Annotated in this window: 17 protein-coding genes; 12 read left to right on the forward strand and 5 right to left on the reverse strand. The window is 70.0% G+C overall.

What is annotated here, in order from left to right:
• Positions 1-2: 2 nt before the first annotated feature.
• Complete coding sequence (locus H976_RS0123525) at positions 3-317, forward strand: hypothetical protein (protein WP_027863514.1); 315 nt, start codon at positions 3-5, stop codon at positions 315-317.
• A gap of 5 nt (positions 318-322) precedes the next feature.
• Here H976_RS0123525 and H976_RS0123530 read toward each other — a convergent pair whose 3' ends face one another.
• Both H976_RS0123530 and H976_RS0123540 read right to left on the reverse strand, forming a co-directional pair.
• Entirely contained in the window at positions 323-925 is a 603-nt protein-coding gene (locus H976_RS0123530; protein ID WP_027863515.1) for a hypothetical protein, read from the reverse strand.
• Positions 926-2359: 1434 nt separating this feature from the next.
• Positions 2360-2680: a putative quinol monooxygenase gene (locus H976_RS0123540; protein WP_027863517.1), complete on the reverse strand. Its 321-nt coding sequence runs from the start codon at positions 2678-2680 to the stop codon at positions 2360-2362.
• A gap of 60 nt (positions 2681-2740) precedes the next feature.
• On the opposite strand from H976_RS0123540, the gene H976_RS0123545 reads away from it, so the two are divergent.
• From H976_RS0123545 to hisF, 9 genes are all read left to right on the forward strand, one after another.
• Entirely contained in the window at positions 2741-2986 is a 246-nt protein-coding gene (locus H976_RS0123545; RefSeq protein ID WP_027863518.1) for a DUF1272 domain-containing protein, read from the forward strand.
• A gap of 74 nt (positions 2987-3060) precedes the next feature.
• Positions 3061-3522, forward strand: coding sequence for an SseB family protein (locus H976_RS0123550; protein ID WP_027863519.1), 462 nt, complete (start codon positions 3061-3063; stop codon positions 3520-3522).
• A gap of 76 nt (positions 3523-3598) precedes the next feature.
• A complete protein-coding gene (gene hisD, locus H976_RS0123555; protein WP_027863520.1) occupies positions 3599-4918 on the forward strand; it encodes a histidinol dehydrogenase in 1320 nt (439 codons plus the stop codon).
• On the forward strand, positions 4915-6006 hold the full coding sequence (locus H976_RS0123560) for a histidinol-phosphate transaminase (protein WP_027863521.1): 1092 nt from the start codon (positions 4915-4917) through the stop codon (positions 6004-6006). The genes hisD and H976_RS0123560 overlap by 4 nt, the downstream gene beginning before the upstream one ends.
• Positions 6003-6602 carry an imidazoleglycerol-phosphate dehydratase HisB gene (hisB, locus tag H976_RS0123565; RefSeq protein ID WP_027863522.1) on the forward strand — a complete coding sequence of 200 codons (600 nt, stop codon included), beginning with the start codon at positions 6003-6005 and terminating at the stop codon, positions 6600-6602. The genes H976_RS0123560 and hisB overlap by 4 nt, the downstream gene beginning before the upstream one ends.
• Entirely contained in the window at positions 6599-7240 is a 642-nt protein-coding gene (hisH, locus tag H976_RS0123570) for an imidazole glycerol phosphate synthase subunit HisH (RefSeq protein ID WP_027863523.1), read from the forward strand. The genes hisB and hisH overlap by 4 nt, the downstream gene beginning before the upstream one ends.
• On the forward strand, positions 7241-7567 hold the full coding sequence (locus H976_RS0123575; protein ID WP_027863524.1) for a hypothetical protein: 327 nt from the start codon (positions 7241-7243) through the stop codon (positions 7565-7567).
• A 10-nt stretch (positions 7568-7577) separates the two neighbouring features.
• Positions 7578-8327: a bifunctional 1-(5-phosphoribosyl)-5-((5-phosphoribosylamino)methylideneamino)imidazole-4-carboxamide isomerase/phosphoribosylanthranilate isomerase PriA gene (gene priA / locus H976_RS0123580; RefSeq protein WP_027863525.1), complete on the forward strand. Its 750-nt coding sequence runs from the start codon at positions 7578-7580 to the stop codon at positions 8325-8327.
• The gene (hisF, locus tag H976_RS0123585) at positions 8324-9085 is read left to right on the forward strand and encodes an imidazole glycerol phosphate synthase subunit HisF (RefSeq protein WP_027863526.1); all 762 of its coding nucleotides are present in this window, start codon (positions 8324-8326) and stop codon (positions 9083-9085) included. The genes priA and hisF overlap by 4 nt, the downstream gene beginning before the upstream one ends.
• Positions 9086-9191: 106 nt before the next feature.
• On the opposite strand, the gene H976_RS0123590 is transcribed toward hisF, so the two are convergent.
• From H976_RS0123590 to H976_RS0123600, 3 genes are read right to left on the reverse strand one after another with little or no spacing between them, the layout of a single operon-like run.
• A complete protein-coding gene (locus H976_RS0123590; RefSeq protein ID WP_027863527.1) occupies positions 9192-10016 on the reverse strand; it encodes a septum formation family protein in 825 nt (274 codons plus the stop codon).
• 4 nt (positions 10017-10020) lie between these two features.
• Positions 10021-10812, reverse strand: a complete 792-nt coding sequence (locus H976_RS0123595; RefSeq protein ID WP_231389034.1) for a septum formation family protein — start codon at positions 10810-10812, stop codon at positions 10021-10023.
• Between the two features lie 35 nt (positions 10813-10847).
• Positions 10848-11372, reverse strand: coding sequence for an NAD(P)H-dependent oxidoreductase (locus H976_RS0123600; RefSeq protein WP_027863529.1), 525 nt, complete (start codon positions 11370-11372; stop codon positions 10848-10850).
• Positions 11373-11519: 147 nt separating this feature from the next.
• Here H976_RS0123600 and H976_RS29340 point away from each other — a divergent pair, with 147 nt between their 5' ends.
• Positions 11520-12965, forward strand: a complete 1446-nt coding sequence (locus H976_RS29340) for a cell wall metabolism sensor histidine kinase WalK (protein WP_027863530.1) — start codon at positions 11520-11522, stop codon at positions 12963-12965.
• Positions 12966-13096: 131 nt separating this feature from the next.
• On the forward strand, positions 13097-14821 hold the full coding sequence (gene leuA, locus H976_RS0123610) for a 2-isopropylmalate synthase (protein WP_027863531.1): 1725 nt from the start codon (positions 13097-13099) through the stop codon (positions 14819-14821).
• Positions 14822-14898: the final 77 nt, after the last annotated feature.

Here is a 14898-nt window from a genome sequence, read left to right on the forward strand (position 1 = left end):
GCATGATGCTCCTGGACGCGGTCGTCGTGCTCGGCGTGATCGGCCTCGTGGTGTACGGCGCGATCCGGTTGCTGACCCGGGCCCGTTACCAGCTGCCCGCCGCGTCAAGCCCGGGACAGTGGCGTGCCACCCACTACGACGCGAAGGGCGTCACCAAGGTGGTGCTCCAGAAGATGTCACCGACCGGCGCGAACCTGCTCAACGAGCACCTCGTCGCCACCATCGCGCTGAGCGACCCCGACTACGATACCAAGTTCATGACTGCGATGGCCACCGCTCGTGAACGACGCGCGTTGTTCGAGTCCGAGGAGGACTGACCGGTTCAGCCGGCGGCGGCGACCGTCGTACGCATCACGCAGTTCTTGGTGCCCTTCTTGCGCTCGTACTCGAAGCCGGCCCGCTCGAAGACGGTGCGGGTCGCGCTGTAGAGGAACGAGGCCGAGGTCTTCTTCCCGGGGGTGTCCTGCGGATACCCCTCCACCACGCCGCCGCCCTGCTGGGCGATCAGCTCCAGGGCGCCCCGGAGCGCCACCAGTGCGAGTCCCCGGCGGCGGTAGTCGCGGTCGACGAAGAAGCAGGTCAGGCGATAGTCCGGCGCCTGCTCGAGCCCGGCGAGGTATTCCCTGCGGTGGTAGATGTTCGGCAGCTCCTCCGGCGTGCCGTACTGGCACCAGGCCACCGCCGCCTCGCCGTCGAAGACCAGGGCGGCGTGCGCCCTGCCCTCCCGCACCAGGAGCTCCTTGTAGGGCCGTCCGGCCTCCACCACGTCGGCGAGGCCCTCGTCCTTGCGGCGCGGGTGGAACCACGTGCAGAAGCAGCCACCCCACACCCCGTTGTGCTTCTCGGCCAGGGCGGCGTAGGCCTCCCAGGTCTGCACGCTCAACGGCCTGATCGGGTAGCGCTCCGCGCTCTCGGCTGCGGTCATGAGGACACGCTAGAGCGGGTTCCGGACGGTCTCCGTCCGCATGTCTGGATCAGTCGACGCTGAGTTCGGCAAACAGTTTGGATAGTAGGTGCCTGGAAGTACTCACCGGGGCGCTGACTGCGGCATGAGCGGATGCCTGAGTGGTGTCGGATAGGCAGGCTCCGACCCCGTCAACCAACGCGCTTTCCGTGGGTCGCCTCCGCAATCGCGAGCTGCTGGGATTCGGATCGGCAGTCGACGACCCAGCGCTTGCCGACGACAAGACGCTTGTCGGTCTTGGTGTACTTCTTCAGTTCGGCGTCGCTATCGAACGCACTGAACCTGACACGACCAATGCCATCACCCCCGACGCAGGCCGATGTGAACGCAGCGTGCGGGTGCGGCGTCCGCAATATCGTGCTGAAGTGGAACCCAGCATCCCGGCGAGATCGTTCATGCTGAGCCGCTTTGTTGCGTTGGTCTCCGGCGGCCCGCCGCAAGCACCAGCCAAGAGCAATGCCGCGAGCACAGCTGCTGAGCGGAGTAACCACATAGCCGGAACCCTAGAGGCGAGCCTGGGCATGCGCTCGCTACACGGCATGACCTGGCGGATCGCGGCAGATGAGTGCGTTCCCGTTAGGCCCGACCGAGGGGCATTGTCGGGCCGTCCAGCCAGCTGAGGTAACGATGCTCGTCGGCCTCGTTCAGCGGGAGCGTGACGTGCTCCCGCCAGAGGACAGTGCCGTGACCGCAAACCCGTGCGCCCTCGTACATCGGCAGTACCACCCCCGGTTCAACCTCAAGGTTCCACTGATCCACCATCGCGGGGAACAGAGTCACGATGACGGCATGGGCGCTTTCACCTGGGCCGACTCGATCCCGCGAGAACGCGAGAACGGGTGCCCCACTCTGGTCAGGAGGGATCATGCTCGGCAGACCCCAGTTGGGTCGGTAGACCCACGTTCGGTCGGCGTCGTTGAGCAAGGGCGTGGACCTGCCACCTTCCGCCGTAGGTGTGAGGTGAAGGTCGATGCCGAAGGCGATCGCGGGGTACGAATCCACGCGCCGAAGGTACCGGCCCAGCCAGCCGCACATCGGCATGTCCGGACGTCGAACGGGGGCGCGCACTCTGGGGCCGGACCAGCTGGCAGGTGACTCAGGCGCCTTGACGGAACGTTCCAACAACCGCGTCTTTGCTGGAACGTTCCGTCAACGCAGACGGAGTGTTCGCCCCGGATCGCGGCAGAGCGGCCGGTTCGCACGTTGCATCAGACGCTCGGCCATCCCTGCAGGTCAGAGACAGAGACGGGTTCCACCGGAGGGTGGGAGACGTGCTGGTCGCGGCCCACCGCCAGCTGTCGTAGTCGCCACAACGCACATCGGCATGAGAGTGCGCCGCGTTGACCCGCGGGGGTCAGATGATTCAGGCACCGTCATCCAAACTGTTTGCCGAACTCAGTCGACGCTGATCTCGCCCATCTCGTCCCAGCCCTCGCCGTCGACCTGACGGCTGACGATCCGCGGTGTCGACGCCAGCGCCTGACCCAGCTCGCGGGTGGCCTTCTTGAAGTGGGCGCTGTTCACGTGCGGGCCGGCTCCGTCGTCGGTGAACGCCTCGACGAGGACGAACTCGGCGGGGTTCTCCACGCTGCGCGACCACTCGAACCACAGGTTGCCCGGCTCCGCGCGCGTCGCCGCCGTGAAGTCGGCCACGAGATCCATCCACCGGTCGGTCCACTCGGGCCTGGTCTCGAACTTGACCACGATGAAGTACATGTCCCGAGCCTGACACAGCGGCGGATGACACCTCGAGAAGCGACCGGGATACTGCTCGACATGCTGCAGATGTTGCCTTCGTGCGAGTGCTGCGACCGCGACCTGCCTCCCGACTCGGCCGAGGCCCGGATCTGCAGCTTCGAGTGCACCTGGTGTGCGCCGTGCGCGGAGCAGTGTCTCGGCGGCGTCTGCCCCAACTGCGGCGGCAGCATGGTGCCGCGGCCGCCGCGGGCGTCCGCGCTGCTCGACACCCACCCAGCCTCGACCGAACGGGTGCACCAGCCGGGACTGCATCGCGGCGCCTGACCTGCGGCGCGTTTGACACACGGGCCTGACCGCCTAGCGTGGAGGTTTGCCCTGATCCCCGCGAGAGGAATGACATGAGCACGTCTGCACCGGACGACCAGCAGTTCCCGACCACCGACCAGAGCCCCGACCAGAGCCCCGAGCAGAGCGCCGACCCGAGCGCCGAGACGGCCGCCGCCCAGGCCGCCGCGCAGGAGCTGCTGCGCGAGCTGGCCGGCAGCACAGCACTGCTGCCGCAGGCGCCGCCCGTCGAAGGGGAGCAGCCGCCGAGCGAGGACGCGATCGCGCTCCCGGTCATCGAGCAGGACGGCACCCAGTACGTTCCCGTGTTCACCTCCGCGGAGAACATGCGTGCGGCCGGAGCGGACCCCGAGACCGCGCTGAGCGTGCCGCTCGCGGGTCTGGCCGCCGGCTGGCCGAGCGAGGAGCTGTGGCTCGCGGTCAACCCCGCAGCGGAGGACGGCCTCGCGCTGCCTCCCGACGCGGTGCGTGCGCTGCCCGCATTCCTCGAGGACACGCCCCAGACCACGGGCTGAGGACTCCGGCGGGGCGGGAGTCCGTGCGCTGGGCGCGCGTCCGGGTGCCCAGTCGCGCGCACCTAGACTTGGGCCCATGATTCGCCGGATCGACCTTCGGGGTGGCAGCAGCGGCGCCGCCCCGGACTACCGCGCCCTGGTGCCGCGTGCCGACTTCGACGTCGAGGCCGCGCTGCACGTGGTGCGGCCGATCTGCGACGACGTGCGCGACCGCGGCGTCGAGGCGATCGCGGAGTACGCAGCGTCGTTCGACGGCGTCGAGCAGACCGACATCGGGGTGCCGCGACAGGCGCTGACCGATGCGCTGGCCGCGCTGGACCCCGAGGTCCGCGCCGGTCTGGAGGAGTCGGTACGTCGGCTCCGGATCACCTGCGAGGCCGAGCTCGAGCAGGACGTCGTCACTGACCTGGGTCCCGGCGCGCGCGTCACCCAGCGGCTGGTCCCCGTCGACCGGGTGGGCCTCTACGTGCCCGGCGGCGTCGCGCCCCTCGTCTCCAGCGTGCTGATGAACGTCGTCCCGGCCCAGGTCGCCGGGGTCGGCTCGATCGCGCTGACCTCGTCGCCTCAGAAGGACCACGGCGGCCTGCCGCACCCCACCATCCTGGCGGCCTGCGAGCTGCTCGGCATCGAGGAGGTGTACGCCGTCGGCGGCGCCCAGGCCATCGCGATGTTCGCCTACGGCGCCGGCCCGTGCCGTCGGGTGGACCTGGTCACCGGACCGGGCAACATCTACACCGTCTCGGCCAAGCGGCTGCTCAAGGGCGTCGTGGGCATCGACTCGGAGGCCGGTCCGACCGAGATCGCGATCCTGGCCGACGACACCGCCGACGCGGCGTACGTCGCCGCCGACCTGGTCAGCCAGGCCGAGCACGACCCGATGGCCGCCTCGGTGCTGGTCACCGACTCGCTGCGGCTGGCCGACGAGGTCGAGGCCGAGCTGGACAAGCAGGTCGCCGCGACCAAGCACGTCGAGCGCATCCGGACGGCTCTGTCCGGCGAGCAGTCAGGCATCGTGCTGGTCGACGACGTCGACCAGGGGCTCGACGTGATCAACGCCTATGCCGCCGAGCACACCGAGATCCAGACCACCGATGCCGCTCGCGACGCAGCGAAGGTGCGCAACGCCGGTGCCGTGTTCGTCGGCCCGTGGGCCCCGGTGTCGCTGGGCGACTACTGCGCCGGCTCCAACCACGTGCTCCCGACGGCCGGGTGCGCCTGCCACTCCTCGGGCCTCTCGGTGCGGTCGTTCGTGCGTTCGGTGCACGTCGTCGAGTACTCCCGCGACGCCCTCGCCGAGGTCGGCGGTCACGTGATGACGCTGGCCGACGCCGAGGACCTGCCCGCCCACGGCGCAGCGGTCCGCGTCCGGTTCGACCCCGACTCGACGCAGCCATGACCGCCGACAGCTGGCCGCCGCTCCGCGAGGAGCTGCGCGGCGTCGAGCCGTACGGCGCACCGCAGCTCGACGTGCCGGTGCAGCTGAACGTCAACGAGAACCCCTACCCGCCCTCGCCGGCCGTGGTCGAGGACATCGCCGCAGCCGTCGCGCAGGCGGCGGCCTCGCTGAACCGCTACCCGGACCGTGAGTTCACCGAGCTGCGCAAGGGACTCGTGGCCTACCTCGCCCAGGAGTCCGGCGTCGAGCTGAGCCCCGACCAGGTCTGGGCCGCCAACGGTTCCAACGAGGTGATGCTCCAGATCCTCCAGGCCTTCGGTGGCCCGGGCCGCACCGCGATCAGCTTCGCCCCGACGTACTCGATGTATCCGGAGTACGCCCGCGACGCCATGACCACCTACGTCGCCGGACGTCGTCACGACGACTTCGGCTTCGACCTCGACGAGGCCGCACAGCTCATCGAGCAGCACCGTCCGCACGTCGTACTGCTGCCGTCGCCGAACAACCCGACCGGCACCGCGCTGCCGCACGACGTGATCGGCCAGCTCTGCGAGATGACCCAAGGCGTGGTGGTGATCGACGAGGCGTACGCCGAGTTCCGTCGCGCCGGCGTACCCAGCGCGCTGGAGCTGCTCTCGCGGCACCGCAACCTCGTCGTCACCCGCACCATGAGCAAGGCGTTCGCCCTCGCCGGAGCACGGCTCGGCTACCTCGCGGCGGCTCCGGAGATCTGCGACGCGCTGCGCGTCGTACGCCTGCCCTACCACCTCTCGGCCGTCACGCAGGCGACCGCCAGCGCCGCCCTGCGCCACGCCGACGAGCTGCTGGCCAAGGTCGAGGAGCTCCGCGCCGAGCGGGACCGGACGGTGGCATGGCTGCGCGGGCAGGGGTTCGAGGTCGCGGAGAGCGACGCGAACTTCGTATTGTTCGGTCGGCTCGACGATCGTCAGGCACTCTGGCAGGGACTGCTCGACCGTGGCGTGCTGATCCGGGTGACCGGCCCCGAGGGCTGGCTGCGGGTGTCGGTCGGTACGGCGGAGGAGATGGCGGCGTTCAAGGACGCCCTGATGGAAGTAGGGAAGCGATGAGCCGCACAGCGCGGATCGAGCGCCAGACCAAGGAGTCGAAGGTCCTGGTCGAGCTCGACCTGGACGGGTCGGGCCGCACCGACGTGTCGACGGGCGTGGGCTTCTACGACCACATGCTCACCGCCTTCGGACGGCACGCGCTGTTCGACCTGACCGTGCAGACCGACGGCGACACCCACATCGACGCCCACCACACCGTCGAGGACACCGCGATCGTGCTGGGCGACGCGCTGCTCGAGGCCCTCGGCGACAAGTCGGGGATCCGCCGCTTCGGCGACTCGCTGGTGCCGCTCGACGAGTCGCTGGTGCAGTGCGCCGTCGACGTGAGCGGGCGACCCTACTGCGTGCACGTCGGCGAACCCGAGGGCCAGGAGTTCGTCAGCATCGGTGACGCCTATCTCGGCTCGCTGACCCGCCACGTCTTCGAGACCCTGGCCCACCACGCCCAGATCGCGCTGCACGTACGCGTGCTCAGCGGTCGCGACCCGCACCACATCGTCGAGTCGCAGTTCAAGGCCGTGGCCCGCGCCCTGCGCGACGCCGTGGCCCTCGACCCGCGCGAGACCGGTGTGCCCTCCACGAAGGGTCTGCTCTGAGCAGCACACCTCCCCGGGTCACCGTCCTCGACTACGGCTCCGGCAACCTCCGCTCGGCCGTCCGCGCGCTGGAGCGGGCCGGGGCCGACGTCACCCTGTCCGCGAAGCGGGATGACGCGATGGAAGCCGACGGGCTGGTGGTGCCCGGCGTCGGCGCCTTCGCGGCCTGCATGCAGGGGCTGCGGTCCGTCAACGGTCACGAGATCATCGGACGCCGACTCGCGGGCGGTCGTCCGGTGCTCGGCATCTGCGTCGGGATGCAGATCCTCTTCGAGCGCGGGGTCGAGCACGGTGTCGAGACCCAGGGGTGTGACGAGTGGCCCGGCGTGGTCGAGCGGCTGCAGGCGCCCGTCGTACCCCACATGGGGTGGAACACCGTCGACGTACCCGTCGGCTCCGCGCTGTTCGCCGGCATCGAGGACGACAGGTTCTACTTCGTGCACTCCTACGGCGTCCGCGACTGGGCCCTGCGGACGACCGGGCACACCCGCCCACCCCTCGTCACGTGGGCCGAGCACGGGGGAGACAGGTTCGTGGCTGCGGTCGAGAACGGCCCGCTCGTCGCGACGCAGTTCCACCCCGAGAAGTCCGGCGACGCCGGTGCTCGACTGCTGAGCAACTGGGTCGAGGGGCTCTGAGTGAGCAAGGAGCGGGCTCGCCGTCGCGAGGAGCGCGAGCGCGAGGCGGCGATCGTTCGGGCCGCACGCGCCCGCGAGGCCGAGAAGCGTGAGCGTCGTACGGCGCGCACCCGGGCCATCACCGGACTGGTGCCCAAGCGTCACTCGCGCCAGACCGGGGTCCTGGCCGAACGCCGCCGGCGGCAGCTCGGTCTCACGATCGCGCTGGTGATCGCACTGAACGTGCTGGTCTGGGTGTTCGTGCCCGGCTGGCCGACGCGCACGATGGTGCTGTGTGTCAGCCTGCTCGGCACTCCCGTCCTGCACACCCTCCTGTTCAAGCGTTGAAAGGTGCACCATGTCTGACCACCTCGAGCTGCTGCCCGCCGTCGACATCGCCGACGGCCAGGCGGTGCAGCTGGTGCAGGGCGTCGCCGGGTCGGAGAAGCGGTTCGGCGACCCGGTCGAGGCGGCGCTGCGCTGGCAGGAGGCGGGCGCCGAGTGGATCCACCTCGTCGACCTCGACGCAGCCTTCGGGCGCGGCAACAACCGCGACCTGCTGGCCACGATCGTCGGCACTCTCGACATCGACGTGGAGATGAGCGGCGGCATCCGCGACGACGACTCCCTCGAGGCCGCGATGAAGGCGGGCTGCCGTCGCGTCAACATCGGCACCGCCGCACTGGAGCAGCCGGAGTGGTGCGCGTCCGCGATCGCTTCGTACGGCGACCGCATCGCGATCGGGCTCGACGTACGCGGACGGACGCTGGCGGCCCGCGGCTGGACCCGCGACGGCGGCGACCTCTATGACGTGCTGGCGCGTCTGGACGCCGAGGGCTGTGCCCGCTACGTCGTCACCGACGTCAACAAGGACGGCATGCTCCAGGGGCCGAACCTCGACCTGCTCCGGTCGGTGTGCGCCGAGACCGACCGTCCCGTGGTGGCCTCGGGTGGCATCACCGAGCTGGCCGACCTGTCCGCCTTGATGGGTCTCGTGCCCGACGGCGTCGAGGGCGCGATCATCGGCACCGCGCTCTACGAGGGTCGGTTCACGCTGACCGATGCCCTCGACCTGACCCGAGGTCGAACTGGGCCGGATCGCGCATGAGCCTCGCCGTACGGGTGATCCCGTGCCTGGACGTCGACGCCGGGCGCGTGGTCAAGGGCATCAACTTCCAGCAGCTGCGCGATGCGGGTGACCCGGTCGAGCTGGCCAAGGTGTACGACGCCGAGGGGGCCGACGAGCTGACCTTCCTCGACATCTCGGCCTCCCACCAGGGCCGCTCGACGACGATGGAGATCGTCTCGCGCACGGCCGAGCAGGTGTTCATCCCGCTGACCGTCGGCGGCGGGGTCGGCAGTGTCGAGGACGTCGACCGCCTCCTGCGCGCCGGGGCCGACAAGATCGCCGTCAACACCGCCGCGATCCGGCGCCCCGAGCTGGTCGCCGAGATCGCGGACCGGTTCGGCAACCAGGTGCTCGTCCTCTCCGTCGACGCCCGTCGTGCCGCGGACACCGACTCCGGCTTCGAGGTGACCACCCACGGCGGTCGCACCTCGGCCGGGATCGACGCGCTCGAGTGGGCCGTCCGCGCCGCCGACCTCGGTGCCGGCGAGATCCTCCTCAACGCGATGGACGCCGACGGCACCACCGAGGGCTTCGACCTCGAGCTGATCCGTCTCGTCCGCGCGGCGGTGTCGATCCCGGTGATCGCCAGCGGCGGAGCAGGCGCCATCGACCACTTCGCCCCCGCGGTCGACGCCGGCGCCGACGCCGTACTCGCCGCCACGGTGTTCCACTTCGGCACCCTGCGCATCCCCGACGTCAAGGACGCCCTGCGCGAGGCGGGCCACCCCGTCCGCTGAGCCCCGGTTTGGCCGGGCGCCCGGCCGATTGTTCACTGGAGGGGCGAAATTTCACCCCTCCACTGGCAGTTTGGCCGGGCGCCCGGCCAAACCGCGACCCCGCTCGTCAGCCAGCCTCCGGCACCCAGCAGTACCCGTACCGCTGACCGGCGGCCCAGTCGGCTCTCGGGGGCCACTCGAAGGACCAGGTGTACTTGAGCGCACCGTTGGCGCGCTTGGCGGCGACGTCCTTGCAGGCGGAGTCGCCGGTGGCCGCGGCGTCCTTGGCCAGGTAGCGGGTCGAGGCCGGCAGGTCGACGACGTCGACGGCGCGCCACGAGTGCTTCTCCGAGCAGACCACGCGCTCGAAGGTCGCGGCGTCGGGGGCGGCCGTGCCGCAGGTGCCGAAGCGGTCCAGGGCGTCAGGGGCGTCGAGTGCTCCCTTCATCCTGCGCGGCAGCGTGATCAGCGCGTTCTCCTTGCGGATCCCGATGACGTCGCAGCGGTACCAGTCGGCGCCGGCGTCCGCCTGGTCCAGCGACGGGCCGAACCACACTGCCCCGAGGCGGCCGAGGCGCTGGGTGGTCTGGTCGCCGCCGACGTACGCCGGCAGGGCCTTGAGGCAGGTCTTTCCCAACCTGGCCTGGACGACGGGGGAGTCGACCGCCAGGAGGTGTCCGTCGAAGAGGGCGGACAGGGTGCCGACCTTGAACGTCTGGGTGGTGTGCGGCCTGCCGCACGGCACGGCGTCGCTCGAGTCGACCGGGAGGCCGGCCTTCTCGAAGCTGAGGTCGTGACAGCTGCCCGCGGCGGGTGGCTCGGGCGCCGGGGGTGCCGAGCTGGCCGAGGCGCCGCCGCTCGGCTTGTCGTCGCTGCCCGAGCTCCCCGAGGAGCAGCCGGCCAGCACGGTCAGCAGCACGACCACGATGGTGGTGCCCAGCCGCGTCGTCATCGCCTCACCGGTCCGTCTTCGCCCAGCAGACCGTCAGTCGGTTGCCGGCCTTCCACTCCGCCTCGTGGAACCACGTGTAGCCGAACTCGTAGCCCACGGGGTAGTTCATCCACGCTCCCACGGAGTCCGAGCAGTAGTCACGCGACTTCACCTGCACCAGCCGGTCACCGGGATAGGGGTCGGCCGGCTGCCCGAGCTTGATGGAGGAGACCGCCCGCCAGTTGTGCTTCTCGGTGCAGGGCACCTTCTTCGAGTCCTGCACGGTCGTCCCGTCGGCACAGGTGAGCCACTCCTCGGGTGGCTTGGCGCGGAAGAGCCCCTTGCCGGTCGGTGGCAGCTCGGCGTACGACGTCGCGTCGGCCCGGCCACCGACGAGGTCGCAGCGATACCACCGCGCGCCCTTGTCCCAGCCTCGCTCCGACGGCCGGAACCAGGCCCAGCTCAGCTGCACCCGCAGCGCCAGGCTGGCATCGACGCTGAGGAACTTCTCGAACGCCCGCTCGCACACCGGGAAGATCCACTTGCCGTGCGCGGCCGAGCCGTAGTCCTTGCCGGTCGACGCCGGCAGCTCGCCGATGGCGAAGGTCTCGGCGGTGTGCGGCTTGCTGCACGAGACCGGCTCAGCGGTGTTGCTCTTCGCGTCGGTGTCCTTCGGGGCCAGCACGTAGCACGCGCCCAGCTTCGGCGGCGAGGTCTTGTCGGCTGCCGTCTGCTTCTGCAGGGGCGCCGAGCACGCGGTCACGAGCACGAGCAGAGCCGCCACCCCCGCGAGGACCGAGGGAGTAAGACGGAGCACCTGCACGTTCTCCTCGGTCGGGTGAGGGCACGGCGTCAGCCGGCGAGCAACGCGGCGATCGTACCGCCGAGCTCGTACGCCGAGTCGGTATCCGCGCCGGTCACGTCGCCCATCACCTCGAGCACGTCGTACCCCTGCTTCCAGCCCAGCGCCCCGGTGATCGACAGCACCGAACGAACCGCTCCGGTGGTGTCGTAGCGACCGTGCACGTAGAGCCCGAACGGCCGTCGCGCCGTCGCCAATCCGGACGATGCACCGCTCTCCGACCCGGAAGCAGAGCCGTCGTCGGACAACGCACCGCCGACCTGGAGGAAGGTCGAGTCGAAGACGTGCTTGAGCGCACCACTCATGTAGCCGAGGTTCGCGGTGGTGCCCACGACGTAGCCGTCGGCCGCGAGCAGGTCCTCGTGGTCGGCCTCGCCGCGAGCGAACGCGAGCGCCTCCAGCACCCTCACCTCGACCCCCTCGATGGCGTCGTCGTGGGCTCCGGCGACTACCGCGTCGGTCAGGGACCGCAGCGACCTCGTGGGCGAGTGGTGGACGACCAGCAGGCGCGACATGTGCCGATGATGCCAAAACGTGGAACGCGCATGAGCGGACAAATACACCGAGGTGGAGCGAATTCCCCCTCGCTTTCCCGACATCCGGGGTCATGTGTCCCAGACCACCACCCCCTCCACGAGAACTTCGGGGCACACTGGGCGGTCATGGACCTGATGAACACCCCCACCGGGTCCGCCGATCCTGTTGCGGAAGTGCGACGGCTCCGGCGCGAGCTGCGCCGTGAGCGAGCTCGCCGGCGGGCGGCGGAGTCGGTCGAGGCTCGCGCCGGCGCGGAGCTCTACGACTCGGTGCGCGAGATGCGCACCGTCCAGGCCGACCTCCTCGACCACCCCGACCAGCCCGCGGTCGTCCACGAGCTCCACCAGGCCCTCACCGAGGACCTCGCCTCGGGTCAGCTGGTCAACCGCGCGGCCGAGTCAGTCGGTCGGGCGATCGGTGCCGACCGGTGCGAGGTGCTACCGGTCGACGCCCGCCGCTACTCCTCGGTGCAGGGCACCTGGAGCGGGTCCGCCGAGGTGGCCCGGCTGCCCCGCGCCAGCTCGTTCGTCGACCTGCCGGAACCACTGACGGCGCTGCTGATCGAGGCCGCGCAGCGGCAGGAGCCGCTGCAGATCGACCATGTCGACGACGACCCGCGGCTCGGGCACGAGGCGGCGGCGGAGATCGTCGAGGCCATGGGCGTCCGGTCGATGGCCGCCGTCCCGGTCGCGATGGGCGAGGAGGTCGTCGGCTGGGTGATCGTGCAGTCGGTGGTCCCGCGTCGCTGGGAGCCCCGCGAGCTCGCGGTCTGCTCAGGCCTGTCCCACGACCTGGTGTCGTCGCTGATGCAGGTCCGCGCGTTCGAGCAGCAGCGGGAGTCGATGCAACGCCTCCGCGAGCTCGACCGCGCGAAGGACTCGTTCATCTCGACGGTGTCGCACGAGCTGCGGACGCCGCTGACGAGCATCGTCGGCTATCTCGAGGTGATGAACGAGGGCACGCTGGGCGAGCTGCCGCGGGGCGTCTCGGTCGGTCTGTCGGTGATCGAGCGCAACGCCGTACGCCTGCGCGACCTGGTCGAGGACCTGCTCATCCTCTCGTCGTACGACGCCGAGGTGGTTCGGCTCGACCGGCAGCCGGTGAACCTGGCCGGTCTCGCCCGCGAGTGTCGCGACGCCTACCTGCCGCTCGCGGTCGACAAGCGTGTCGAGCTGCGGCTGCTCGCCGAGCCGCGCCTGCCCCGGGTGCTGGCCGACCGTGCCCATCTCGACCGGGTGGTGCAGAACCTGCTCGGCAACGCGGTGAAGTTCAGCCGCTCCGGAGGTCGCGTCACGATGCGCCTCGCGGCCGACGCCGACCACGTGGTGCTCAGCGTCACCGACACCGGCATCGGCATCCCCGCCGAGGAGCAGGACCAGGTGTTCGCGCGCTTCTTCCGCTCCTCGCTCTCCATGGCCGGGGAGATCCAGGGCGCCGGCCTCGGACTCGCGCTCGTGCAGACCGTCGTCGAGTGGCACGAGGGGACGGTGGAGATGGAGTCGATCGAGGACGAGGGGACCACGGTCACGGTCCGACTGCCGACGGCCGCTGCTACGCTGGCGACCTCATGAAGCTCTGCAGCCTCCTCCTTCGCTGCCGCAGCGAGGTCACTCCGCTGGATTAGAAGCGGACACCGGACCTCCTCGCTGCGGAGAGTGTGTGCGCCCGGTGATCCCTCTCCAGTAGACGAAGGACCCAACTCATGACTCTGCAGCACTCAGGCTTCACGAACAATCAGCGCGCCAGCGGCATGCCGATCCAGCGGTACAAGCCGTTCCCGCCGGTCGACCTGCCCGACCGCACCTGGCCGAGCAACCAGATCACCCAGGCGCCACGGTGGCTCTCCACCGACCTGCGCGACGGCAACCAGGCCCTCATCGACCCGATGTCGCCGGAGCGCAAGCACCGCATGTTCGACCTGCTGGTCTCCATGGGCTACAAGGAGATCGAGGTCGGCTTCCCGTCCGCGAGCGAGACCGACTTCTCCTTCGTGCGCCAGCTGATCGAGCGCGACAAGGTGCCCGAGGACGTCACCATCTCGGTGCTGACGCAGGCCCGCGAGGACCTGATCGAGCGCACCACCGAGTCGCTGGTCGGCGTGCACCACGCCAACATCCACCTCTACAACGCGCTGGCGCCGCTGTTCCGCCGCGTCGTCTTCCGCGCCACCAACGACGAGATCAAGGACATCGCGGTGCGTGGCACCGAGATGGTGATGAAGTACTCCGAGGCCAACCTGTCCAAGACGACGATCGGCTACGAGTACTCGCCGGAGATCTTCACCAACACCGAACTGCCCTTCTCGCTCGAGGTGTGCGAGGCGGTCTCCGACGTCTGGCAGCCCGACGACGGCCGCGAGATCATCCTCAACCTGCCGGCCACCGTCGAGTCCGCGACGCCCAACGTGTACGCCGACCAGATCGAGTGGTTCTCCCGCCAGCTGACCAGGCGCGAGTTCACCACCATCAGCCTGCACCCGCACAACGACCGCGGCACCGCCGTCGCGGCCACCGAGCTGGCGATGATGGCCGGCGCCGACCGGGTCGAGGGCTGCCTGTTCGGCCACGGCGAGCGCACCGGCAACGTGTGCCTGGTGACGCTGGGGATGAACCTGTTCAGCCAGGGCATCGACCCGATGATCGACTTCTCCGACATCGACGAGATCCGCCGCACGGTGGAGTACTGCACCCAGCTGCCCGTCCACCCTCGCCACCCCTACGCCGGCGACCTCGTCTACACGGCCTTCTCCGGTTCGCACCAGGACGCCATCAAGAAGGGCCTCGAGGCGCTCGAGGACGAGGCCAAGCGGGCCGGCCATCCCGTCGAGGAGCACCCGTGGGAGGCGCCGTACCTGCCGATCGACCCGAAGGACGTCGGCCGCACCTACGAGGCCGTCATCCGGGTGAACAGCCAGTCCGGCAAGGGCGGCGTCGCCTACGTGATGAAGTCCGAGCACAAGCTCGACCTGCCGCGCCGGCTGCAGATCGAGTTCAGCCGGGTCGTGCAGGAGCAGACAGATGGTGAGGGCGGCGAGATGTCCCCGGCCGCGATCTGGGACTCCTTCCGGCACGAGTACCTCACCCGCGAGGTCCCCCTGAAGCTCAACTCGGTGCACACCTCCTCCGCTGCGGGGGAGAAGGACCAGCTCACCGTGAACGTCTACGTCGACGGCGAGCTCAAGGAGCTGCACGGCTCCGGCAACGGTCCGCTCTCCGCCTTCGTGGACGCCATCAACGGCCTGCCCGACAACTTCGACGTGCGCGTCCTCGACTACGCCGAGCACGCGTTGTCGTCGGGTGGCGACGCCATCGCAGCGGCGTACGTCGAGTGCGCCGTCGGTGACGACATCCGATGGGGAGTCGGGCTCGACGCCAACATCGTCACCGCCTCGCTCAAGGCGGTCATCTCGGCGGTCAACCGCGGCTGACGCCCCGAGATCCTCGGGCCCTTTCCTCGCGCGGACCCAACCGATCGGCCTGCTCGGCGCATCTACGGTGTGTCCAG

Source organism: Marmoricola sp. URHB0036, from assembly GCF_000426045.1.
GTDB lineage: Bacteria > Actinomycetota > Actinomycetes > Propionibacteriales > Nocardioidaceae > Marmoricola.